Raw genomic sequence first — 24,313 nt, 5'->3', positions numbered from 1 at the left:
CTATTAAGCATGGATTTAGGACTAACAGGGAAAGTAGCTTTAGTGACAGGTGCTAGTGCTGGTATTGGTTATGCCATATCTGAAAAACTAGCAGCAGAAGGCTGTCATTTAGTAATTTGCGGGAGAAATACCGAACGCTTAGAACAAGCTTATCAAAAATTGGTAAATTCTCCCGGCAAAATTATTACTTGCTGTGCTGATGTTCACCACGCCACCGACTCAGAAAAATTAGTTGAGTTAGCCCTGAATCAATTTGGTAAAATCGATATCTTGGTCAATAATTCTGATGGAGCTAAATTTGCCAGCGTTGCAGTTGAAAATATATCTGAGCAGGATTGGTCAACTGTATTTGAAGGGAAATTAATGGGCTATATCCGTATGACCAATTTGGTTTTATCTACCATGAAAAATCAACAATGGGGACGGATAATCAACATTATTGGTACATCCGGGAAAGAACCTTCACCACGTTTAATTAAATCAGGAGTAGCGAATGCAGCATTAATTAACTTTACTAAATCTGTAGCTACCCAAGTCGCCAAGTGGAATGTATTAGTTAACGCTGTTAACCCCGGTATTATTGATACACCCAGACATCGAGAATATTTAGAAGTATTTGCCCAAAAAGAAGACCGAAATATTGAGAGGATTATAGAGGGAATAGATAACAGCATTCCTCTAGGTCGTCGTGGACTTTCTAGGGAGGTGGCTGATTTAGTGGCTTTTCTCAGTTCAGAACGCGCTAGTTATATCACAGGTGTAACTATTCCCGTTGATGGTGGATTATCAACGGCAGCTTTTTAATTAGTTTAATAACAATTTTTAGTAAATTTATTTAATATAAACCAATAACAATGGTAGCTATACAACAACAAAATAAAAATAAAGATATTGAAGCCATCTACCCACTTTCGCCAATGCAGGAGGGGATGCTATTTCATACCCTCTATCAGCCAGAATCAAAAATCTACTTTGAACAGTTTCGCTTTACGCTGCATGGTGATTTAAATCCAGGTGCATTTGAGCAAGCTTGGCAACAGGTGGTACAAAGACACTCGGCTTTACGGACTTTGTTTGTTTGGAATAACCGTAAACAGCCATTACAAATAGTACGTAAACAAGTTAGTTTACCTTGGATTAATCAAGATTTACGTTTTCTGTCAAACGAGGAACAGCAAACAGAAATTAATGCTTTTTTAACCAACGATAAACAGCAAGGGTTTCAACTTGATAAAGCTCCCTTGATGCGGTTTGTATTATTTCGGTTGGCAGACGACACTTATCATTTTGTTTGGAGCTTTCATCATATATTACTTGATGGTTGGAGTTGGCCGATTCTGTTTAAAGAAATATTTGCTGTTTACGATGGCATCACTAATCATCAAAAATTATATTTAACTCCATCTCGTCCTTACCGAGATTATATTAATTGGTTGCAGCAACAAGACTTGTCTATTGCTAAGGAATTTTGGCGGCGGACTCTGGAAGGTTTTACGACACCTACACCTTTGGTGGTGGAACAAACTGTAGGGCAGGTTTCTCAGCCACAAAATAGTTATATTCGACATCAAAATTTATCAGCAGCAGCAACTGCAAAAATTAAATCTTTTGCTCAACAACATCATCTTACTGTTTCTACTTTAGTACAGGCTGCTTGGGCTTTGTTATTGAGTCGCTACAGTGATGAATCTGATGTAGTATTTGGGGCTACAGTGTCCGGTCGTCCGCATCATTTATCTGGTGTGGAATCAATGGTAGGGTTGTTTATTAATACCTTACCTGTGCGGGTAAAAATCCCAGAAACAGATGATTTGTTACCTTGGCTAGTGCAGTTGCAACAAGAACATATAGAACGGGAGCAGTATTCCTACACCTCACTGGTAGATATTCAAGGTGTGAGTGCAATTCCTCGCCATCAACCTTTATTTGAAAGCATTGTGGTGTTTGAAAATTATCCTGTTAACGCCACACTGCAAGCACTTCCTGATAATTTGCGAATAGGCGATCGCCAAGCCTTGGGCGAAACGAATTATCCTATAACTGTGGTTGCAATTCCCGGTGAAGAACTAGCCATCAAAATCAATTATGATTGCAATCGCTTTGATGCAGATACCATTGATCGGATGATTGGTCATTTGCTCACACTGTTACAGGGAATTGTCACTAACCCTCATCGTCGTGCAGCCGAACTACCCCTACTCACACCAGCAGAACAAAATTTACTGTTAGTAGAATGGAACGCTACCCCAGCCACCCATCCGATCACAGATTGCATTCATCAAGTATTTGAGCAGCAAGTTGCAAAAACACCCGCAGATGTAGCGGTGGTATATGAGAATCACAGCTTCACCTACCAAGAGTTAAACCAACGCGCCAACCAACTCGCCCACCATCTAAAAAGTTTGGGTATCAAACCTGATGCACCTGTAGGGATTTGTTTAGAACGTTCTCTAGAAGCCGCAATTGCCATCTTAGCAACCTTGAAAGCTGGCGGTGCTTGCCTTCCCCTTGACCCTACCTATCCGTCAGAGCGTTTAGCATTTATGCTGGCAGATAGTCGCGCCAGTGTTGTCTTAACTCAGGCTAGTTTAAAGCCATTGCTGGAGCAGGATTTTCACCACCATCTAATTCTGTTAGATGAACAATGGCAGGAGATAGCCAAAGAATCTGATATCAATCCCCAAACCCAAACACAAGCAGATAATTTAGCCTACATCATCTATACTTCCGGGTCTACAGGCACACCAAAAGGTACTCTTGTCCCCCATCGCTCACTCACCAATTTAGTAGAACACCATCAAGCGCAGATGGCAACAGGCGTAGGTGTGCTTCAGTTTGCCTCCCTCAGCTTTGATGTTAGCTATCATGAAATGTTTGCGGCGTGGGGTTTGGGCGGTACACTGTACATGATTCCCGAAAGCGATCGCAAAGACTTAGATAAACTAATTAACTTACTCGCAACAGAACCAATTGCAAAAGTGTTTCTTCCCGTCACCCTCTGGCAACAATTAGCGGAAATATACGGAGAAGAAGAGCATCTATTTAAACACATCAGAGAAGCGATCGCCTGTGGGGAACAGTTGCAAATCACCCAACCCATGATTAAGCTGTTTCAACGTTTAGAAGATTGTAGACTCTACAACTTCTATGGCCCTACAGAAGCAGACTTAGTTACAGCCTATACCTTCAGCCAGCAACCAGAAACATGGCCAATTTATCCCCCCATTGGTAAACCTGCCGTTAACGTGCAAGTTTATCTATTAGACCGCAATCTGCAACCCTTACCAATTGGTGTCCCTGGGGAAATCTACGTTAGCGGTGAAGGTTTAGCCCGTGGCTACCTCAACCGCCCAGATTTGACACAACAGAAGTTTATTCCCAATCCCTTTGAGAAGGCAGAAGGCAGGAGGCAGGAGGCAGAAGGTTTTTCCCCCTACACCCTCCAAGGCAAAAGACTATACAAAACAGGCGACTTAGCTAAATATTTACCAGATGGCAACATCGAATTTTTGGGACGGATAGATGATTTAGTCAAAGTCCGGGGTTTTCGGGTGGAACTTGGGGAAGTAGAAGCGGTATTGAGCAAACATCCCCAAATCAACCAAGCCGTTGCTAAGGTATTCGGACAAAGTGCCAGAGAAAAATATTTAGTCGCTTACTTTGTCCCCATTCAAGGACAGACAATTACTGTTGAACAGTTGCGTGATTTTCTGCAAGACCAGTTACCAGATTACATGATTCCATCGGCTTTTGTGCAGGTAGAGTCATTTCCCTTAACTGCTAATGGTAAAGTTAATCGTCGCGCTTTAAAAGAACCAACCGCTAGCAGACCAGAATTAGCGCAAACCTTTGTTGCACCCCGTACTCCCACAGAAGAAATTTTAGCGGGTATTTGGCGGGATGTTTTAGGGTTAGAACAAGTTGGTATTTACGACAACTTTTTTAACTTAGGTGGACATTCTTTACTAGCTACTCAAGTAATTTCACTGACACGCAAAGCCTTTAAGATAGAATTACCTCTGAGGAGTTTATTTGAATATCCGGCGATCGCCACCTTAGCCAAAACCGTCGAAACAGCTATTCAGCAAGAATCTTTGCCGGAAATTGTACCTGTGCAAGTCGAGCGCACAGAAGACACAATCCTACCAATTTCCTTAACTCAGTTAGAGTTTTGGTTTTTCGAGCAATTCTACCCCGGTAATCCTGTATACAACTTGCCCCTAGTTTATCGTGTCACAGGTAGGCTGGATGTGCAAGCTTTAGAGCAGAGTTTAAAGGAAATTGTCAGAAGACACGCAACATTACGAACCACCTTTAAAGTTGCAAACGGACAAGTGGTTTATGCAATTTCCCCTCAACCTGTATTTGACTTTGCAGTTATAGATGCACAAACCATTTCCGAAACCGAAGTAAAACGACAAGCAGAAAAAGAGATTAAACAGCCTTTCGATTTAGCACAAGGGTCATTATTGCGGAGTAAACTGTGGCGATTAAGTGAAACCGAGCATTTATTGATTGTCACTACCCACCATATTGTTGCTGATGGTTGGTCTTTTAGTGTATTGACTCAAGAATTGGCAACCCTTTATGAAGCATTTGCTCAAGGTAAACCTTCCCCACTTACAGAGTTACCCATACAATATGCAGACTTTGCCCATTGGCAACGGCAATTATTACAGGGGGAAATTTTACAATCACAAATGCAATTTTGGCGACAACATCTAGGTGTTACCCCTCCCATCTTACAGCTACCAACAGACTATCCACGCCCACAACAGAGAACCTTCACAGGTGCGCGTCATCCCTTGGTAATTTCTCCCGACTTAACCAAAGCATTAAAAAACGTGAGTCAGGAGGAAGGCGTAACCCTATTTATGACCTTATTAGCAGCACTCAAGACATTGCTTTTCTGCTACACAGGACAACCAGACATCATTGTTAGTAGCACAGTTGCTAATCGTACCCGCCCAGAAACAGAAGGATTGATTGGTTTCTTTGTCCACTTACTACCATTCTGCACGAATTTAGCAGGAAATCCCACCTTCAGAGAACTACTGCGGCGAGTGCGAGAAGTAGCTTTAGGAGTGTATGCACATCAAGAAATGCCCTTCATCAAGCTAGTAGAAGAAATGCAACCAGTCAGAGATGCTAGTCACACACTACTAGCTCAAGTGATGTTTGTCTTCCAAAACACTCCAGAAGATGATTTAAAACTAGCAAATTTAACTTTAAAAGAGGAGTTTATAGCCACAGATACCAAAGACACAGCCGAATTTGACTTAAATTTAACCCTGCAAGAAACATCTGCGGGAATTGAAGGCGCGTTAGTCTACAAAACCGATTTATTTGCAGATACTACTATTACCAGAATGGTAGAAGTATTTCAAAAATTGCTAGAACATATAGTTACTAATCCTAACCAACGACTTGGGGAACTGCCCTTTTTAAATGAAGGTAATAAATTACCAATTCAAAATCATCAATTACCACTAGCTAACAACAAAACTGTCAAAGAATTTACTCAACCAAGTAACTCAATTGAAGAAGTCATATTAACTATTTGGCAAGAAGTTTTAGGATTAGAACACATCAGCACCGAAGATAACTTTTTTGAAATTGGAGGACATTCAGCCCTAGTTTTACAAGTCATCTATAAATTACAGCAAGCTTTGCAAATAGAGTTACCCTTAACTTTCCCATTTGAAAAACCTACCATTGTTCAACAAGCAGAAACCATCAGCCATTTACTAAATAGTGAACCTTTGGGATAAATATTTATTTCAAGAGGGGAAGAAAAAGAGTGGAAAACTGAGAATTGACACAATATTAATACTCTCTCTGCGCCTCCGCGTCTCTGCGTGATAAATAATCTTTAAATCACCCTTATTCAAACTAAAAAACCGTGAAACCCTCCCTTTTTGACCTAACAGGTAAAGTAGCCATTATCACCGGATCTGCACGAGGTATCGGCAGAGCGATCGCACAAGGATTAGCATCTGTAGGTACAAAGGTGGTAGTTGCTGATATTAAAGCAGCAGAAGCCGAACAAACAGCCCAAATGATACAGGAGGCTGGAGGCGAAGCGATCGCTATCCCCACCGATGTCAGAAATCGTCAAGATTGTGTACACCTAATTGAGCAAACTATCGCCAATTATCATCAACTTGACATTATGGTGTGTAATGCCGGAATTGATATCATCAAATCCGCAGCTTTGTTAGAAGAATTGGAGTGGGATAACATCATTAACATCAATCTTAAAGGGTATTTTCACTGCGCTCAATTAGCCGCTAAACAAATGATTGAACAAGGAACAGGCGGCTCAATTATTATGAACTCCTCCATTGGTGGTGTAGTGGGTATTAGTGGCTCGGCGGCTTATACAGCATCAAAAGGAGGTGTAAATTTATTAGTGCGATCGCTAGCACTAGAATGGGCAGATCATCATATTCGCGTTAATGCTTTTGCTCCCGGTTATATCGACAACATTATGGAAGGTACAGAAGTATTTCGCCGTCCACCAGCAGAAGATCAGCAACATCTAAATGCGGTAATTCCCATGCGGCGACGAGGTAAACCAGAGGAACTGATCGGCCCTGTCATATTTCTCGCCTCAGAAGCAGCTTCTTATGTCACAGGAGAAATTTTGATGGTGGATGGGGGATACAGTGCCATGTAGGGCAGGTAATACAAATTCAAAATTCAAAATTCAAAATTCAAAATTAAGAGGATGGCTGAAAACTTACTCTAAAAAATCGAAACATCACAAGGAGTTAGGGCTGTGTATCTGTTGCATTCTTTTCTCAAATTGGCATAACTGAAATTTTTGGGAACACAACTATGGCAAGATTGAGGAAATTTACTTCTAATCGCCGTTGGCGATTGCCAATTATACTAGGATTCATCCTGGGAATTGTGGCGATCGCAGTAAATAGTTGTGTGCCTACTCAACTGTTAGCCAAACCAGTCAACGACTCTCAAATCATTCTCAGTAGTCCCGTTGAACCTAACACTTTTAATCCCCAACTCATGGAACAGGGAGTTGGTATTTTAAATTTACTCTATGAAGGGTTAATTAGGGAAAATGGACAAGGAGAAATTAAACCAGCCTTAGCCGAATCTTGGGACATTTCCGCAGACCAAAAGCGCATTACTTTCACACTCAGAAAAGGGCTAAAATGGTCAGACGGTCAACCCCTAACTGCTGATGATGTGGTCTTTACTTATAAAGATATTTACACTAACCCTGCTATTCCTTCCTATGCCAAAGATTTTTTACAAATAGGCAAAAATCGCAGTTTTCCCACCGTCAAAAAACTGGATAATTGGCGCGTTGAGTTTAACCTTCCAGAACCTTTTGCGCCCTTTCTGCGAACAACAAAACTAGAAATTTTACCTGCTCATATTCTACGAGATAGTATCATCAAAAAAGACTCCGCAGGTAGACCGTTATTTCTCTCAACTTGGGGTACAAATACACCACCCAACCAAATTGTCAGCAACGGTGCTTATAAATTAGATTCTTATATTCCCGGTGAGCGGATAATTGTACGTAAAAATCCTTATTACTGGCGTAAAGATATTCACAATCAATCTCAGCCCTATATTGAACGCATTATTATCAGTACCGTCAATAATAATGATACTTCATTAATTCAATTTCGTTCTGGTGGACTGGATTATATAGATGTAAATTCCAGATATTTTTCCTTATTAAAACGAGAAGAAAAAAGGGGTAAATTCACAATTTATAACGGTGGTTCTCAACTAGGAACTACAGCAATGATGTTTAATTTGAATACAGGCGTGAGAAACGGTCAGCCTTTAGTTGATCCAATTAAATCACGCTGGTTCAATACAGTAGAATTCCGCCAAGCTGTTGCATATAGCATCAATCGCCCCCGGATGATTAACAACATATTTGCGGGGGTGGGAGCCATGCAAAACTCGCCGATAGCAGCACAAAGCCCTTACTATCTTGCTCCACAAGCAGGTTTACCAGTCTACGAATATAACCCACAAAAAGCCAAAGCATTACTAATCAAAGCAGGTTTTCGATACAACAATCAAGGTGAATTATTCGATAGCGATGGACATCGCGTCCGGTTTACACTCACCGCCAATGTTGCTAATAAAGTTATGCAGAACATTGCTCTTTTGATTGAAGAAGATTTGCGTCAGATAGGGATACAAGTAGATGTAAATTTAATTCCAGTGGGATTGATTGTAGACAAATTAACAAATCGTTTAAATTGGGATTGTCATCTTCTTGATGGTTTTCCGATGACAATAGAACCCCACGAAACCATCAATTTTTGGTCTACTCAAGGAAATTGGCACTTTTTTAATCGTCAACCCCAAGCGGGACAAATACCGATTACTGGACAGCAAGTAGCAGATTGGGAACAAAAAATTTCTGACCTTTATATTCAAGGTGCAGCAGCAAATGAAGCAGAAAGAAAACAAATTTATGCAGAAACTCAAAAGCTCAGTCAGGAATATCTACCGTTTATTTATCTCGTGAACTCTTTATCAATGGTGTCTGTTAAAAATCGCATTCAGGGGGTGAAACACTCGTCTTTACAAGGAACATTTTGGAATGTTTATGAGTTGAAAATCAATTCTTTAAAAGCATCTTCTTAATCAGAATAAGATTCTTTAATAATATTTAGATAATTCACCATGAATGTATATATTTTGAAAAAAGTCTTGCCGAAACCAGTCATCATGTTTTTTTATAGCATAATCTTTATGCTAACTTTGATGTTTACTTCTGGATTTATCAATATAGTTTCACAAGCTTATAACAATCCGCATAATCTTGAAGATATCGCTATTAAATGGCAATACTTTACTGAACACAAAGATGATTATGATGCCGTTTTTTTTGGAGCAAGTACCACATATCAGGAAGTTATCCCCAAAATATTTGATGAAGCAATGACAGCGAATGGTAAGAATATCAAATCATTCAATTTTGGGATCATGGCTGCCAATGTAGCCGAATTAGATTTCTATTTGCAAAAAGTTTTAGATTTAAAACCAGCAAAATTAAAATGGATATTTTTAGACTGTTTAGTTAATGATTTTATTTTAATTGCTCCCACTTCCGCTAGAAATGTTTATTGGCATACACCTTTACAAACGATAGAAAATTTTCAAGTTATTCTCAGTTCTAACTATTCTTTAAAAGAAAAAATAAGCGGCATTTATGCCAACTCAAAAAGCTTTATTTATCGATGTTTAGGCATTGGTTATTTTTATAACTTTTGGCAACATCATCAAGAAGAAAACTTACCAGAGGGGCTGCAAAAAATAGCATCCACTGACAAAATGCTCCAGGAAGAGGGATATTATGCAATGGATTGGATGGAAAATAGTGAAAAATGGCAAAAAACTTTTCAAACCAAGTATTTAGACGGATATCTAAAGAGATTAGAACAAGCGAAATTAGGAGATTATGAACAAAATAATACATTAACACCTGACTCTTATGGAATCAAAATAATAAAGAATATTGTTGACAGAATTGAGAACTTTGAGAAGATTAGCAACAATCAAGTTGAGGCTATTTTCTTTATTCCTCCAATTTTAGAGGCCGATGTAGATCATGCTGCTATTATGAAAGCTTACGATTTAGGGTATATTCCCACCCTGTTGGCTTTCAATAATCCTAATACTTTCCCTAATTTCTATAATCTTGATAACCGCAGTGATGGTAGACATCTAAATCACAAAGGGGCGCAAGAATTTACGCTGACTTTGGCTGAAAAGTTTGCTCAACACCTGCAATAGCTTTAATTGATGTTTACAAATTCTGAAAATGTAGTTCTGTAATTTGAGTGAAAAACTATGAAAACCGAAGAAAAAAACAATAGCATATATAACCAAGATAAAAACCGAGTAGATTGTGAAGTTATTCTCAATGAGTATTTATTGAAAGAAATTGTATCTCCGAAAGCTTACGTAACTACTCCTGCGGAATACTGCACTAATTTTAAAATTGAAAAAGGAGAATTGTTACTGGAGCTTTTTTGTGCCAATCATCCCGGAAATATTCAAAATTGGGTGCAAATATCTGGAGGAGATAACGCTGATTTTGATTGGCATGGATTGCAGGAAGACTGGTTAGCTTTATTGCAAGGCACACACAAGGTTGAAGTAATTGAATTACCAAAAATTGATTTAAAATCTGTCTACCAAGATGTGATGTATTTAAAATCCCAAGACAAGCCTATTAACCTTGCTAGCCTTCAAGCGACTAACTATCAGAGTTACCAAGAACTTAAAGAAGCTGGATTTACTAGAATCATTGAATTAGCCGCGCCCCAAGAATTGGATGTTAATAATATTCCCATTCTGGTGATTCCTCAAGGTGTGTTTCACTCTGCTGTCACATCTAATCGCTGCTTAATGCTGAATTTAGGGAAAAAATTTGGTATCTCTAGTAATTACAGTGAATACAGAAGATTAGAATATCAAACCTATGCAAGATAAATCTACAGAGTATGAAGGAGAAATTGGTAATAAATCCTGCATATAACAACTACCTTTTAGGAAGATAAGCATGGCATATTTACTGCAACAGATTTTAGAAATCAGTGCAAATCATTATCCAGATAAGGAAGCTGTAATTTATAAAAATCAAAGCATTACTTATCAGAATCTAGATAAAGTTTCTAATCAGTTAGCGCGTGTACTTAATGATGCGGGAATAGGTAAAGGCGATCGCGTAGGGGTTTGTCTCAACAAATCCATTGCAGCAGTAGCCACTATTTACGGCATACTAAAATCTGGTGCTGCTTATGTTCCCATAGATCCATTAGCTCCAGTCAAGCGGCTGAAATTTTTGATTACAGATTGTGAGCTAAAAGCTCTAGTAACTACCAGCACCAAGCTTACCAACCTCTATAAAGATGCAGCAGATGATGTGTCTCAACATCTAAAATGCGTCATCCTGGAAGATGGAGGTAAGATAGCAAGCGAGTTTTCCCCAGCCAAAGTAGTGACATGGGAGGAAATGTTGCGATCGCCTGACACTCCCCTATCACCAACTGGTCTAATAGACCAAGATTTAGCCACTATTATCTACACTTCCGGCTCAACAGGTCAACCTAAAGGCGTGATGATTAGTCATCGAGCTTTGCTGACTTCTGTTAACTGTCTATATCAAGGTTTTGATATCCAGCCTACTGATCGGATAGCCGGGTTATTTTCTATCTATTTCATCGGCTCAGTTTTTGATATTTTTCTGCCAATTAAGGCAGGTGCTACCCTAGTTTTAGTTCCCCCAGAACTCGCCGTTTTGCCAGTAGAATTAAGCAAATTTACTGTCAATCAGCAAATTACTATTTGGTCTTCAGTATCATCATTGCTCACCCAACTTGTACTCCGAGGAAATATAGACCAATATCAATTTCCCGATTTGAGAATCATTATATTTGGTGGTGAACCCTTCCCCCAAAAATATCTTCATCAACTGATGCAGTCAATTCCTCAAGCTAAATATTATCAACTTTACGGTTCAACCGAGGCATTCCCGCGTACCTGCTATCTCATTGAAAATATTTCCCCAGACATGACGAAAATTCCGATTGGGAAAGCCTTTCCTAATATTGATTTATTCGTCATGAATGACAACAATCAAATTGTTCAGCCTGGAGAAAGTGGAGAACTTTGTATGCGAGGTTCATCACTGATGAAAGGATACTGGAAAAACCCAGAAAAAACCAAAGAAGTTTTAATTCCTTATGTCATCAATCCCCATCTAGGTGCAGAAATTGTCTTTCGTACTGGCGATATTGTCCAACAAGATACAAATGGCAACTATATTTATATAGGTCGTCGTGACCATCAAATCAAGAGTCGTGGATATCGGATTGAATTAGGAGAAATTGAAACTACCCTTTACAGTCATCCCGATATTGAAGAAGCAGTAGTGATTGCTATTCCTGATGAGCAAATCAACAATCGCATTGAGGCTGTAGTTGTTACCAAACAAGGAAGCAATCTCCAAGAACATGATTTACAATATTTTTGTGCAGAGCGTCTGCCAAAATACATGATTCCTGAGAAAATTGAATTTCGGCTTAACTCTTTGCCGAAAACCATCACAGGTAAAATTGATAGAAATTTACTGCGTACAGAAGCAATTGAAAAACCTACAAAAGTGTTGAACACAGTTGGACAAGGAAAGTAAGAATTATGGCAATCAACAATTACACCGATTCACAAATAGAGCAAATAATTAAAGACCATATTGTACAAAAGTTTATGTACAATCAACCTCATGTTAACTTGGACAATGATTTACCCTTAATTGCCGAAGGAATCATTGACTCAATGAGTCTTTTTAAACTGGCTGGTTTTCTGGAAGAAAAGTTTGGATTTACATTAAATCCTGACGAATTTGTGACAGATAACTTTGCAACAGTTAATGCTGTCAAGTCTTTAGTTGTCAAAAAAATGTAAGCCCTAAATAAACATGGTATTTACAGAATTTCGGTTTTTATTGTGCTTTTTGATTGTGTTTTGCATCTATTGGGCTTTGCAAAAACACAATCATCGAAAATTTTGGTTGCTAGTCTGTAGCTATATTTTCTACGGTGCTTGGGACTGGCGTTTTCTTTCTTTACTATTTCTCTCAACAGCCATTGGCTACTTTGTCGGTTTAATTCTGTCTAAACCACAGGAGCAAGAGAGCCAATTAGGAGAGAATGGAAAAACTCAGAATAGATGGATAAACCTAGTTTCTCTGAATTGGGATGCACTGCTGGCTAAACCACTGAACCAACAGCAACGCCAAGCATGGTTAGCATTCTGTTTAGTATGGAATCTGGGAATATTAGGATTTTTTAAATACTATAATTTTTTTGCTGACTCAGCCGCAAATTTATTAACTTTTTTGGGGATACCTGTTAGCGTAAAAACTCTGGAAATCATTTTGCCAGTAGGGATTAGTTTTTACACTTTTCAAATTCTGAGTTATTGCTTTGATGTCTATTTAGGTAAACTCAAAACTACCCGAAATTTTGCTGATTTCGCTCTGTTTGTATCTTTTTTCCCGCAACTTGTTGCAGGGCCAATTGTGCGTGCATCGAGCTTTTTACCGCAACTGCTAACACCAAAAACCTTAGATGAGGTTGATATCAGGGGATATTTAATACTGTTTTTCGTGGGATATTTTAAAAAAGCTTGTATTGCAGACAATCTTTCTCCCTTAGCAGATCAGTATTTTGCTCATCCAGAAATTTATACAGCCTTGAGTTGTTGGTTAGCAGTGATTGCTTTTGCTATACAAGTATACTGCGACTTTTCTGGCTATTCAGATATGGCGATCGCCTGTGCAGGGTTACTGGGATACAAGCTACCGCTAAACTTTAATTTTCCCTACTTTTCCAGCAATATCACAGATTTTTGGCAACGTTGGCACATCACCCTCTACAGTTGGCTGCGAGACTATGTTTACTTCCCGTTGATGATTAAATTCCGCAAAAGTCAACACATAGAACTGCTAGCATACGCCAATATTTTAATTACAATGCTCCTATCAGGCTTATGGCATGGAGCAGCTTGGCATTTTGTAATATGGGGAGGATTGAATGGCATAGCTTTAATTTTTCACAAGCAATGGTCAATGTGGATTGCTCCCTACAAACAACTTTTACCATTAAGAAAAATTCTCGGTATCCCTTTAACATTTTACTGGGTTTGTGCCTCAACAATCTTCTTGCGAAGTAACGATTTAGCCAGTGGTTTGCAAATTACCAAATCTTTTGTTTTGCTCAATTCTCCAGGCTCGCAAAATCTAGACCTGCAAATGGGATTAATTTTTATCCCCTTAATTATCATACACTGGGCAGCCTATAAAAATTGGTTCAAAGATTGGTGGGAAAAAATTCCTCAATGGAGTTTTGCGGTTTTCTATGGGGTGTTAGTTTCAACCATACTGAGGCTGATAGCTATCAGTCCTCAACCCTTTGTCTACTTTCAGTTTTAGTGAGCCAAACAGGGATTAAAGAATTAGTCTTTCTCCTAAGTAACCGATGAAATTTAGCCTAACTCAGCGTACCTCCGCGCTAACTTTTCTGCGAGACGCTACGCGAATGCGCTCCTCTGCGTTTAATCAAGAAAACTAATTATTACCAAGGAATATTACAAGCAGAAAATTGCAGATTTGGTAAAAAATAATTTAACTGTTCTCAATGAGAGCAAATAGGGAATTTACCAATTCTCAAGCAAGTCATCAAAATTATGAAAATCGCCTTCTTTGATTATCCAATTACCCTAGCTGAACCCCCGAAAACTGGGGGAGTAAGACTCGTATCCTATGCCTTGGCACTGCGTTTAGCTCGTGCTGGGCATCAGGTTTTATTCTATGGTTCAAAAGGTCACTATCAAGAATTGGAATATCAAGAAGATGGCATCATTTATCGCCGCATCCCGGAATCACGGCTTGATAAAATCTTAGACTTATTAAGTGTTGTTGATAGTTGGAATATCTCCAATTCTCAACGACCTTTTTATGCTTCTAAATTGTTTTTTCCTGAATTTTACCGCCAAGTTGCTCAGGATATCCAAGCACAACAATGTGATGTTATCCATATCAACATTGTTTCTCAATTTGTTCCTCTGATGCGTGCTTATAATCCCCACGCCAAAATAGTCTTACATATACATAGTGATTTTCTGCCGTTGCTAGATCCAGTCATGGTAGAACAGCACCTTAAGTCAGTTGATTTGGTAGTTGGATGCAGCAATTACGTAATAAATCAAGTTCGTAAATACTTACCTCAAGTTAATAGCCAAACTCTTTACAACGGCGTAGATACTCGTCACTTTACTATCCCAAATAATTACAATAGAAAACCAGATAAAAAAGATATTAAACAAATTCTATTTGTCGGCAGAATTTCCCCAGAAAAGGGTGTACATATTTTAATTGATGCCTTTAATAAATTAGTATCTCGTTATCCCCAAGTACAACTAAAACTTGTTGGTGCAGAAAACGCATTAGTACCGTGGTATATGCTTGATAAACAAGACCCACACACTCAAAATCTGCGTCCTTATTATCAAGGTAGCTATAAATTGCAATTGCAAAAGCGAATTGCTGATAACGCCGCTAGTTCAGTTGATTTCTTGGGTAAAATTCCCCATTTCCAACTATTGGAATATTATCAACAAGCTGATATATTCGTTTTTCCCTCTGTCTGGAATGAGCCGTTTGGGATGCCTGTTGTGGAAGCGATGTCAATGGGATTACCTGTGATTGCTACCCGTGGGGGTGCTTTTCCCGAACTGGTGAAGGATGGAAAAACAGGGTTATTAGTGGAACGTGGGGATGTAGATGATTTAGCTGAGGCTATGCTGCGACTGCTTTTAGATGATAATCTGCGTCAAGCAATGGGTGAAGCAGGAAGGCAGCAAGCAGTAGAAAAGTTTGATTGGGATGATCAGGCGCAACAACTGTTACACCACTATCAGACAATGATGAAAAATGTAACTACATCACTGAGGGGTTGATCATGTTGGCAAGTTTGGAAAAAACGCCACTGACTATTTTCCGTGAGATGAAACTGTTTATCATTGTTTGGGTGGGACAACTGATAGCATCCATTGGTAGCACCGTGAGCGCATTTGCTTTGGATGTTTGGGTTTATGAACAAACTGGTTCTGTGACTCAATTTGCTTTGATTTCCCTGGCTAATACTTTACCTCTGATTTTACTTGCGCCCGTAGCTGGGTTATTTGTGGATCGGTGGGATCGTAAATGGACAATGATTATCAGTGACTTACTGGCAATTTTACCAACTGTGGCGATCGCAGTTTTATTGCTCCTCGGTCGGTTGGAAATGTGGCAAATTTACTTAGCCAATACGTTAAGTGCTGTGTTCATGGCTTTTCAGATGCCAGCTTTCATTGCTTCCATCACCCTCCTAGTTCCAAAACAACACCTCGGTAGGGCTAATGGAATGCTCAGTTTTATGAACGGTACAGCGCGGGTTATCGCTCCACCTTTAGGCGGTGTGCTGTTAGGTCTGATTTCTCTGCAAGGAATTATTATACTGCATATCACCACTGTCTTGTTGAGTCTTGGTTTCCTGTTGTGGGTTCAGTTCCCAAAATCCAACGCTGCTGTTGCCAGTGAAGAAAGTTCTTTTTTTAAAGAAACAACTTATGGCTTCAGCTATTTATTAGCTAGACCAGGACTACTAGGATTGTTAATCATCTCAGCTTATAGCCTTTTTCTAGTCGGAACTGTTCAGGTGATCACTACACCCCTAGTATTATCTTTTGCGCCTGTAACAGTGTTGGGAACTATTATTTCCCTCTTTGGCGTAGCCATTTTAGCAGGAGGCTTGCTCATGGGTATTTGGGGAGGTATGGAAAATAACATGAATGTGATATACACCTGTATGCTGCTCACGGGTGCGTTATTGATGATAGCTGGTTTTCAAGCTTCTATTGTGGTTTTTATTGCGGGTATCTTTTTATTCTTTTTGATTCGACCAATAATTGCTAGTTCAACTCAAGCGATTTTTCAGTCGAAGGTAGAACCATTAGTACAGGGTAGAGTATTTTCGATCAAAGGTGCGATCGAAGCTGTAGGTTTACCTCTGGGCTACATTACCATTGGCCCCCTAGCAGAAAAGGTTTTTGAACCCTTGATGTCTAGTGACGGTTTGTTAGCAGGTAGTATCGGACAAGTTATTGGTGTCGGTACAGGTCGCGGTATGGGACTTTTGTTAGTCATCACGGGAATTTTAACTATTTCGACAACCTGTATTGCTTACTTCTATCCTCGTCTGAGACTTGTAGAAGATGAACTACCTGATATTCCTCATGATGTGACTTTAGCAACACGAGACGTAAGTATTTCTGCTAGACCCACAGTGGGAAGTCAGAATTAAACGCAGATGCACGCAGATGAACGCAGATATAGCTTGCTTCTCTTACGATGGCGTAAGCCTACCCCCAGGGTACGCGGATAAATTTATAGTTTATAAACAGCCTATTTAGTCATCTTATTTAACTATATTTGCCTCTGTTTAAATGATACAGTAATAAAAAATTTTCCACCTGTTTACTATAAAATATGCAAGCTCAAGTTATTAACAATCAAGCTGTAAAAGATAGTAATTCTCCGTTGTCATCTTTTTTTCAATTTTGGAAAGATGTGCAAGTGATTGCAGTTCCTTATTGGTATCCTACAAAGCCAGGTGAAAGAGCATTTTCAGATGTGATTCGGTCTTGGGCAATGCTCGTTTTGTTGGTCTTATTAATCTTTGGAATGGTAGGAACCAGCGTTTTTAATAGTTTTATTAATCGTTATTTACTCGATACCATCATTAAAGATAAGGATTTATCTAAGTTTTTTAATGTTTTATGGCTTTATGGCTTTGGACTTGTATTAGTAACAATCTTAGTAGGGCTTTCTAAATTCGTCAGAAAACAGATTGCTCTTGATTGGTATCAATGGCTTAATAATGATATCTTGTCAAAATATTTAAGTGGTCGAGCTTATTATAAAATCAATTTTAGCTCTGAGATTGAGAATCCAGATCAACGGCTATCTCAAGAACTTGAACCTATTGCCAGTAGTTCTCTGAAGTTTTCAGCTACTTTGTTAGAAAAAGTTCTGGAAATGATAGCTTTTTTAATTATTCTTTGGTCAATTTCTCAGCAAGCTGCAATCATTCTAGTGACTTATACAATCATAGGTAATTTGATTGCTGTCTACTTAAATCAAGAATTAAATCAGATAAATCAAGAAGAACTTGAATCAAAAGCAGACTACAGTTATGCACTAACTCATGTGCGGAATCACGCTGAATCTATCGCTTTCTTTCAGGGAGAAAACCAAGAGTTTAATATTCTTAAGCGCAGATTTTTGCATTTGATTAAAAGTGCTAAAAGTAAAATTAATTGGGAACGCAATAATGATATTTTCAATAGAGGATATCAAGCAGCAATCCAAATATTTCCATTTATTGTCTTTGGGCCTTTAGACATTCAAGGCAAAATGGAATTTAGTGAAATTAGTCAAGCTGCTATTGCTTGTGCGTTGTTTGCGACTGCTTTAGGCGAATTAATTAATGAATTTGGGATTTCTGGGCAATTTTCGAGTTACGTTAAGCGGTTATCTGATTTTGCAGATGTGTTAGAAGATGTCACAAAACAACCAGAGAATGTCAATACAATTAAAACCATAGAAGACAAGCGTCTGGCTTTTGAGGATATTACCTTACAAACACCTAACTATGAACAAGTAATCGTTGAAAATTTATCACTTTCTGTGAAACCAGGAGAAGGTTTATTAATTGTTGGGCCGAGTGGTAGAGGGAAAAGTTCTTTACTGAGAGCGATCGCAGGTTTGTGGAATTCGGGAACTGGCCGTCTGGTGCGACCTCCTCTAGAAGAAGTGTTATTTCTTCCCCAACGTCCTTACATCATTTTAGGAACTTTGCGCGAGCAGTTACTTTACCCTTATACAAATCGTCAGATAACCGATGCACAACTTCAAGAAGTGTTGCAACAAGTTAACTTGCAAAACTTGCTAAATCGAGTCGATGGCTTTGATACTGAAGTTCCTTGGGAAAATATATTATCGTTGGGAGAACAACAACGTCTGGCCTTCGCACGACTATTAATCAGCCATCCCAGATTTACCATCTTAGATGAAGCCACAAGTGCTTTAGATTTGCAAAATGAAGGCAATTTATATCAGCAGTTACAAGAGACAAACACAACATTTATTAGTGTAGGGCATAGAGAAAGCTTATTTGATTATCATCAATGGGTTTTGGAACTTACGCCGGATTCTAGTTGGCAACTGTTAAGCGTGCAAGATTATCACCATCAAAAAGCTAACAACTAGAGGATTTGTCAACAGCACCCCTACACCCCACTCCCTACTCCCTATTCCCCACTCCCTGTGTTTTTTAGGAGTGGGGTAGTTCATGTTGTTTTTTTGAATAATTGCACCGGCTGATTTTGCAGTTGATCAGCAATTAATTTCACACGTTCTACTACAGAAATCATGTATTGATAATCTGGGACTTTCCCATTCGGGACATATCCGACTTCTTGAGCCGAAACACCTGCAAACTCACTCATTGCTTTACGGATCGATTCTACGCGATCGCTCTTGATAGTGGGACTAATTAAAACTACCCCAGGCGGGACATAGTGAGGATCTGTGTGCAGGATGTGGAACTGGGTTTGGCTCAATTGGGAACTGTAGAGATTAAATTCTGCCAGGGAAACAGCACCAGCCGTAGCTTTTCCATCTGCTACCCACTCTAGCAACGTTTTTGGAGTGGGAGCAAACATAATTTCTCCTAGTGTCAATCCGTAAAGATTATACAAGGGTAGATAATATCCTGTAGCTGACCCTGGTTGACCTAAAGCCACCGTTTTACCTTGTAGCTGCTTTAACTCGCGGATAGGGTTATCTTTACGAACCACAATGATTGAGCGTAAATTACTCACACCCACCAACGGAAAAATCGGAATATATTGAGAGCGTGCGATCGCGATCGCTGCTAACCCTGGTGGGGCAAACACCAAAGACCAAGCTTGAGCTTGCAAACGCTCAATCGCTTTATTCTCATTAAACGTTGGCTCTAATTGAATACTGGCTTTAGTTTTTTCTCCCAAGTAACGATTGAATTTTGCATATTTGTTAATGATTTCTGCGTCTCCATCATAATTAATCACACCAATCGTTAATTTACCTCGATAAGTTGGTGCTGATGAGCATCTAGCAACTGTTAACCCCAGTAAATTTAACAGCAATAACCGCCGTGAAAATCGCCACACCATCACTATTTATAGTTCAATAACTTGTTTCTATATCTGCTTATAAATTTAGCTTGATTCAAATTATACTTAAATCTTTGACAACATAAATTAATATTTATTTACTTTTATTCCTGTTTTCATCACCTTAAATATGATACGATATCTTATTAATTTTAACTGAAAGAAGTTAAGTTTTTATTAAAAAAAATCGCTAAGTAACTCAAATCAACTAAGCTAAAAATTTTAAAATACCTAGGTTTTGACTAATTACAATTGTCAATATTGACGCTGACTAAGCGGGGAAATATGTTAAATAACTTAAAAATTGGTAGTAAATTCAACTTGCTTTTAATATTAGTTTTCATCATCAGTATTTGTCTAAGTGGTGCTATATTATCAAGCTTGTTACAACAAAGAGCGCAAAATGAAGTTAGTTCGCAAGCACTAATTTTGATGAAAACCATGAATGCCGTGAGAAGTTATACGCAAGACAGAATCAATCCTTTATTAGCACCACAACTAGAAACAGGAACAGCCTTTATTCCCGAAACAGTACCAGCTTTTTCTGCAACAGAAGTATTTGAGAATTTTCGGAAAACTGAAGGAAATGAAAATTTTCTCTATAAAGAAGCCACACTCAATCCTACTAATCTCAGAGATAAAGCTGATGACTTCGAGGCTCAAATTGTCGAGCGATTTCGCAGAGAAACGCAGACTAAAGAAATTGTCGGCTTTCGTACACTACCTGAAGGTGAAGTATTTTATATAGCGAGACCGCTAGCAATTACGCAAAAGACTTGTCTGCGATGCCATTCTACACCAGAATTAGCACCTAAGAGCCAGTTGATCACCTATGGTACAAAAAACGGTTTTGGATGGCAACTCAATGAAATTGTTGCGGCTCAAATTATTTCTGTTCCTTCCCAACGGATTTTTAATTATGCCCAGAGTAGTTGGTCGTTGATTATGGGGTTGTTAATTGCTATTTTTACAGTTGTTTTATTTTTAATTAACTTTTTAATCAAAAAAACGGTAATTCAGAGAATTAAAAAGATAGAAAAAATTGCTCAAAAAGTTAGCACTGGTGATATGAGTGCTGATTTTGATGAAACTTCTAAAGATGAAATTGGTGGTTTAGCAGCAGCATTCAATCGCATGAAAGCTAGCTTAAAAATAGCGATGGATATGCTCAATCAACAAGGATATTAGTTATTAGTTATTAGTTATTAGTTATTAGTCATTAGTCATTAGTCATTGGGAATTGGATTTTTCTACCCCTGCCTCCCCTGCTTCTTCAGAGTTCCCAGTCCCTTTTTCAAGACAGAAATCGCTGTTGAAATTGTAAAGATTTTTGTGTATCTGGAATGCTAGCAGCTAAACTTTTGACAAATTCTGTACGAGAAATTTGTCCATTAGTAGATTTGATAGCTTTTTGAATCAGAAAAACAGCGATAGGGCCGATTAAATTAACTAATTCTTGCTCGCATTCACGGAGAAAACTGTCGCTGATGGTTGAGTTGTTGTTTATGGGAGGAGTTCTGCTTGGCACCGCCTGGGAGGAAGTCTGTCGCTGGGTATGAGATTCTTCTTCTAACAAGAAGATTGTTTTTTCTTGAAACTCAATTCGTTGATGTTCTGGTAGATGTAGGCACAAATTATCGATGAGTTGTTGGTAATTGGGTGCTGATGCTGCCCGTCGTAATAATGTCTTGGCTACAGGGCCAACTAATTCTACCAGAATCTTCTCCAGGCGATCGCGCTTTTCTGGCGACAAAATAGAACCGCTTTGATCAGCAATTGCCTGTTGCGGGGATACTGAAATTGGCGGCTGTGATGTCCATACGGATGGTGTTTGAGTTAATGGAGTTTCAACTATAAACGGAAAATTTTGCTGTAATTCTTCTAAAACCTCTTTAGCTGACTGATAACGCTGCTTGAAATTAATTAGCACCATTTTCGAGATGATAGATGCCAACGGCGGACTCACCATAGCCCGATGTTGCCAAAGAATTTCTCTGGTGTGAGGATGTTCTTCAAATTCCCTGGGATGTATTCCTGTCAGTGCTTGAATACAAATAACACCTAAAGAATAAATATCACTGTTAGCCTGCGGTTTACCCTGTCCCTGTTCTATAGATGTATATCCTGGTGTACCAATAGCCACAGTTATCTCTATTTGCTCAGGATTTGTATTCATTTGGGTGCGGACTTGTTTAACTGCGCCAAAGTCAATCATGACTAACTTATTGTCAATTATGCGGCGAATAATATTGTCAGGCTTAATATCTCGATGAATAACGTTGTGACTGTGAATAAATTTGAGTATATTTAATATCTGCTGCAATAGGAATATAACTTGATTTTCTGTCCATTTGTGATCAGGTAAAATTTCCGCCTTGAGAGCATGCCCCTCAATATACTCTTGCACCAAAAAGAAATCTTGGTTTTCTTCAAAGTATGCCAACAGTCGAGGAATTTGCTCGTGATGACCGAGTTTTTCGAGAGTTTCTGCTTCACTGGTAAATAACCTTCTGGCAGTTTCCAAAAACCCAGGGTTATGAGTTACAGGGCGAAACTGCTTAACAACACATTTGGGATGTCCTGGGCGTTGGGTGTCCAGGGCAATGTATGTTTGACCAAATCCTCCTCCTCCTAAGATTTGCAGAATTTGATAACGTCGAGCAAGTAAGTTTCCTAACATTGTCTGACTTGTCTAAGTCCTCATCTTCATCTTGACATGATCACCAAGATAGGTAAAAACAAATTAGCAAGAAAATTTATCTAGTGCCAGTGTAGTGCTACAAAAATTCTGGGGAACTGATGCAGCCATTAACCGTCTAAGGGGAAAGTAAAAATCCACAGTTAAGAGTCAACTGTCATGAGTGATTAATATAGAACTTTCCCGAACAGCTTTTCTTGCTCCCGTATGCTTACCCTTTTCATTCTGGGGTATCCTGGGTAACAATTGGTTGAAGTTTTTTTTTCAGATTCAATCTTATGCCTAGAACTCCGAATGAATACGCAGTCTACCTATTATTAGACAGTGGTCATCGTGAAGAAGTGAGGTTTCCCACTATTCAAGATTTTCAAAAATGGTATAGCGGGGAACTTGTACCCAAGTCTACTTCTCATGACTTTATCAGCGTACCGATCAAGAATATTCAAGGGGAGTATATGGTGGTGCGTCCATCTCGGATTATTGCTATCCGGGTAGAACCAGTGTTTAGTTCTAGCGTTGAAAGATTCAACTAAATGATGAAAAAAACCCTTGCTTCGCTTTCCTTGAGTCTGGGAATTGCGTTTGTCAACCAAATCGCTGCGGCTCAGGTAATCATTAATGTTCCGCCACCCAATGCGGCCAGCCCTGAGTTACAGCCGCCAGTTAAGCCCAGCAATCCTGAGATTGAAGCACCACTGAGATTAGTCAATATCGGTAATTGTACCGCCCAAAATACTTGCTTGGGTTGGGATGAGCAGATTTTTGGTAGTGGGAGTCAACGAGGCGATCGCCAGGCGTTGTTATCATCAATTGATAACAGTCTGCGTTATCTAGAAACAAATACCGCCAAACGGATATATCAAAATTATCCTGTTCAGGGAATTACCCTGAATCGTGTACGTCGCAGTTTGTTGCGGTTTCGGCAATTGGTTGTCAATTCTAGATCAGCAGCCCAACTGCAAGCGGCTGTACAGCGAGAGTTTGCTTTTTACCAGTCTGTAGGTAATGACGGCAAGGGTACTGTGAAGTTTACCTCTTACTACCAGCCTGTTTATCAGGCTAGCCGAGTCAGGACTTCAGTATATAAGTATCCAGTGTACCGAAGACCGCCTAATTTTGACAAATGGCCTAAACCCCACCCCACACGCCTACAATTAGAGGGCAAAAATGGTTTATTGGGGAATAAAAGCAAACTGCGCGGTTTAGAATTGCTCTGGTTCCGCGATCGCCTGGATGCTTACTTGATTCATATTCAAGGTTCAGCCCAAATTCAGTTACCTAATGGTACTAGAACCGCCATTGGTTTTGCAGGTGCAACTGATTATCCTTGGACAAGTATCGGGCGAGAATTAGCCAAAGACGGCAAACTGCCATTACCAGGCTTAACCATGCCCAAGATGATCAGTTTTTTCCGTCAACAACCCCACGAGTTAAATAATTATCTGCCACGTTGGGAACGGTTTATTTTCTTCCAAGAAAGAGAGAATAAACAACCTATTGGTAGTATCAATGTACCAGTTACCGCCGAGCGTTCCATTGCCACAGACAAGTCACTGATGCCTCCCGGCGCACTAGCATTAGTTGAGACTTCATTACCTTATCCGGCAGGCGGTGGTAGGCTAGAGTATCGGCGAGTTAATCGGTTTGTGCTAGATCAAGATACAGGTAGTGCGATCAAAGGCCCTGGTAGAGTTGATTATTTCATGGGAACTGGTAAACTAGCAGGCGATCGCGCAGGCGTTACAGGCGGCAATGGTTCACTATATTATTTGCTGCTCAAAGAATAAA

General features: G+C 39.3%; 17 protein-coding genes. 15 read left to right on the top strand and 2 right to left on the bottom strand.

Annotated features, from left to right (window positions below; genetic code table 11):
* The first annotated feature begins 9 nt into the window (after positions 1-9).
* The 12 genes from A3775_RS22580 (at position 10) to A3775_RS22525 (ending at position 18,880) form a co-directional block, all read left to right on the top strand.
* Entirely contained in the window at positions 10-804 is a 795-nt protein-coding gene (locus tag A3775_RS22580) for an SDR family oxidoreductase (protein ID WP_066426912.1), read from the top strand.
* A 50-nt stretch (positions 805-854) separates the two neighbouring features.
* Complete coding sequence (locus tag A3775_RS22575) at positions 855-5,771, top strand: non-ribosomal peptide synthetase (protein ID WP_066426911.1); 4,917 nt, start codon at positions 855-857, stop codon at positions 5,769-5,771.
* A gap of 131 nt (positions 5,772-5,902) precedes the next feature.
* Positions 5,903-6,679 carry an SDR family NAD(P)-dependent oxidoreductase gene (locus A3775_RS22570; protein ID WP_066382142.1) on the top strand — a complete coding sequence of 259 codons (777 nt, stop codon included), beginning with the start codon at positions 5,903-5,905 and terminating at the stop codon, positions 6,677-6,679.
* A 161-nt stretch (positions 6,680-6,840) separates the two neighbouring features.
* Positions 6,841-8,643, top strand: a complete 1,803-nt coding sequence (locus A3775_RS22565; RefSeq protein ID WP_066426904.1) for an ABC transporter substrate-binding protein — start codon at positions 6,841-6,843, stop codon at positions 8,641-8,643.
* A 39-nt stretch (positions 8,644-8,682) separates the two neighbouring features.
* On the top strand, positions 8,683-9,795 hold the full coding sequence (locus A3775_RS22560) for a hypothetical protein (protein WP_066426902.1): 1,113 nt from the start codon (positions 8,683-8,685) through the stop codon (positions 9,793-9,795).
* A 57-nt stretch (positions 9,796-9,852) separates the two neighbouring features.
* The gene (locus A3775_RS22555) at positions 9,853-10,497 is read left to right on the top strand and encodes a hypothetical protein (protein WP_066382147.1); all 645 of its coding nucleotides are present in this window, start codon (positions 9,853-9,855) and stop codon (positions 10,495-10,497) included.
* A 70-nt stretch (positions 10,498-10,567) separates the two neighbouring features.
* Positions 10,568-12,199, top strand: a complete 1,632-nt coding sequence (locus tag A3775_RS22550; protein WP_066382149.1) for an amino acid adenylation domain-containing protein — start codon at positions 10,568-10,570, stop codon at positions 12,197-12,199.
* A 5-nt stretch (positions 12,200-12,204) separates the two neighbouring features.
* On the top strand, positions 12,205-12,471 hold the full coding sequence (locus A3775_RS22545; RefSeq protein ID WP_066382151.1) for an acyl carrier protein: 267 nt from the start codon (positions 12,205-12,207) through the stop codon (positions 12,469-12,471).
* Positions 12,472-12,484: 13 nt separating this feature from the next.
* Positions 12,485-13,999, top strand: a complete 1,515-nt coding sequence (locus tag A3775_RS22540) for an MBOAT family protein (protein WP_066426900.1) — start codon at positions 12,485-12,487, stop codon at positions 13,997-13,999.
* A gap of 254 nt (positions 14,000-14,253) precedes the next feature.
* The gene (locus tag A3775_RS22535; protein ID WP_066426897.1) at positions 14,254-15,525 is read left to right on the top strand and encodes a glycosyltransferase family 4 protein; all 1,272 of its coding nucleotides are present in this window, start codon (positions 14,254-14,256) and stop codon (positions 15,523-15,525) included.
* A 2-nt stretch (positions 15,526-15,527) separates the two neighbouring features.
* Positions 15,528-16,913: an MFS transporter gene (locus A3775_RS22530; RefSeq protein WP_231867064.1), complete on the top strand. Its 1,386-nt coding sequence runs from the start codon at positions 15,528-15,530 to the stop codon at positions 16,911-16,913.
* 185 nt (positions 16,914-17,098) lie between these two features.
* The gene (locus A3775_RS22525; RefSeq protein WP_066426895.1) at positions 17,099-18,880 is read left to right on the top strand and encodes an ABC transporter ATP-binding protein/permease; all 1,782 of its coding nucleotides are present in this window, start codon (positions 17,099-17,101) and stop codon (positions 18,878-18,880) included.
* Positions 18,881-18,960: 80 nt separating this feature from the next.
* Here A3775_RS22525 and A3775_RS22520 read toward each other — a convergent pair whose 3' ends face one another.
* The gene (locus A3775_RS22520) at positions 18,961-19,827 is read right to left on the bottom strand and encodes a phosphate/phosphite/phosphonate ABC transporter substrate-binding protein (RefSeq protein ID WP_066426893.1); all 867 of its coding nucleotides are present in this window, start codon (positions 19,825-19,827) and stop codon (positions 18,961-18,963) included.
* A gap of 285 nt (positions 19,828-20,112) precedes the next feature.
* Between A3775_RS22520 and A3775_RS22515 the strand changes: the two genes are divergently transcribed.
* Complete coding sequence (locus tag A3775_RS22515; protein WP_066426891.1) at positions 20,113-21,015, top strand: DUF3365 domain-containing protein; 903 nt, start codon at positions 20,113-20,115, stop codon at positions 21,013-21,015.
* Between the two features lie 106 nt (positions 21,016-21,121).
* Here the strand turns inward: A3775_RS22515 and A3775_RS22510 are convergent, their stop codons facing one another.
* The gene (locus A3775_RS22510; RefSeq protein ID WP_066426889.1) at positions 21,122-22,507 is read right to left on the bottom strand and encodes a serine/threonine-protein kinase; all 1,386 of its coding nucleotides are present in this window, start codon (positions 22,505-22,507) and stop codon (positions 21,122-21,124) included.
* Between the two features lie 296 nt (positions 22,508-22,803).
* Between A3775_RS22510 and A3775_RS22505 the strand changes: the two genes are divergently transcribed.
* Together A3775_RS22505 and A3775_RS22500 are read left to right on the top strand one after the other, a co-directional pair.
* Positions 22,804-23,058 carry a hypothetical protein gene (locus tag A3775_RS22505; protein WP_066382165.1) on the top strand — a complete coding sequence of 85 codons (255 nt, stop codon included), beginning with the start codon at positions 22,804-22,806 and terminating at the stop codon, positions 23,056-23,058.
* A complete protein-coding gene (locus A3775_RS22500; protein ID WP_197480221.1) occupies positions 23,059-24,312 on the top strand; it encodes a murein transglycosylase A in 1,254 nt (417 codons plus the stop codon).
* Position 24,313: the final 1 nt, after the last annotated feature.

It is taken from the genome of Anabaena sp. 4-3, assembly GCF_001597745.1.
In the GTDB taxonomy this organism is placed as follows: Bacteria; Cyanobacteriota; Cyanobacteriia; order Cyanobacteriales; family Nostocaceae; genus Trichormus.
The sequence above is the reverse complement of the archived record's forward strand: the minus strand, read 5'-3'. Positions and strand labels throughout refer to the sequence as shown.

Coding starts and splice junctions, on each gene's coding strand:
- A3775_RS22510 (WP_066426889.1), bottom strand. CDS start 22,507: ATGTTAGGAAACTTACTTGCTCGACGTTATCAAATTCTGCAAATCTTA.
- A3775_RS22560 (WP_066426902.1), top strand. CDS start 8,683: ATGAATGTATATATTTTGAAAAAAGTCTTGCCGAAACCAGTCATCATG.
- A3775_RS22545 (WP_066382151.1), top strand. CDS start 12,205: ATGGCAATCAACAATTACACCGATTCACAAATAGAGCAAATAATTAAA.
- A3775_RS22555 (WP_066382147.1), top strand. CDS start 9,853: ATGAAAACCGAAGAAAAAAACAATAGCATATATAACCAAGATAAAAAC.
- A3775_RS22565 (WP_066426904.1), top strand. CDS start 6,841: ATGGCAAGATTGAGGAAATTTACTTCTAATCGCCGTTGGCGATTGCCA.
- A3775_RS22530 (WP_231867064.1), top strand. CDS start 15,528: ATGTTGGCAAGTTTGGAAAAAACGCCACTGACTATTTTCCGTGAGATG.
- A3775_RS22520 (WP_066426893.1), bottom strand. CDS start 19,827: ATGGTGTGGCGATTTTCACGGCGGTTATTGCTGTTAAATTTACTGGGG.
- A3775_RS22535 (WP_066426897.1), top strand. CDS start 14,254: ATGAAAATCGCCTTCTTTGATTATCCAATTACCCTAGCTGAACCCCCG.
- A3775_RS22540 (WP_066426900.1), top strand. CDS start 12,485: ATGGTATTTACAGAATTTCGGTTTTTATTGTGCTTTTTGATTGTGTTT.
- A3775_RS22500 (WP_197480221.1), top strand. CDS start 23,059: ATGATGAAAAAAACCCTTGCTTCGCTTTCCTTGAGTCTGGGAATTGCG.
- A3775_RS22550 (WP_066382149.1), top strand. CDS start 10,568: ATGGCATATTTACTGCAACAGATTTTAGAAATCAGTGCAAATCATTAT.
- A3775_RS22505 (WP_066382165.1), top strand. CDS start 22,804: ATGCCTAGAACTCCGAATGAATACGCAGTCTACCTATTATTAGACAGT.
- A3775_RS22525 (WP_066426895.1), top strand. CDS start 17,099: ATGCAAGCTCAAGTTATTAACAATCAAGCTGTAAAAGATAGTAATTCT.
- A3775_RS22575 (WP_066426911.1), top strand. CDS start 855: ATGGTAGCTATACAACAACAAAATAAAAATAAAGATATTGAAGCCATC.
- A3775_RS22515 (WP_066426891.1), top strand. CDS start 20,113: ATGTTAAATAACTTAAAAATTGGTAGTAAATTCAACTTGCTTTTAATA.
- A3775_RS22580 (WP_066426912.1), top strand. CDS start 10: ATGGATTTAGGACTAACAGGGAAAGTAGCTTTAGTGACAGGTGCTAGT.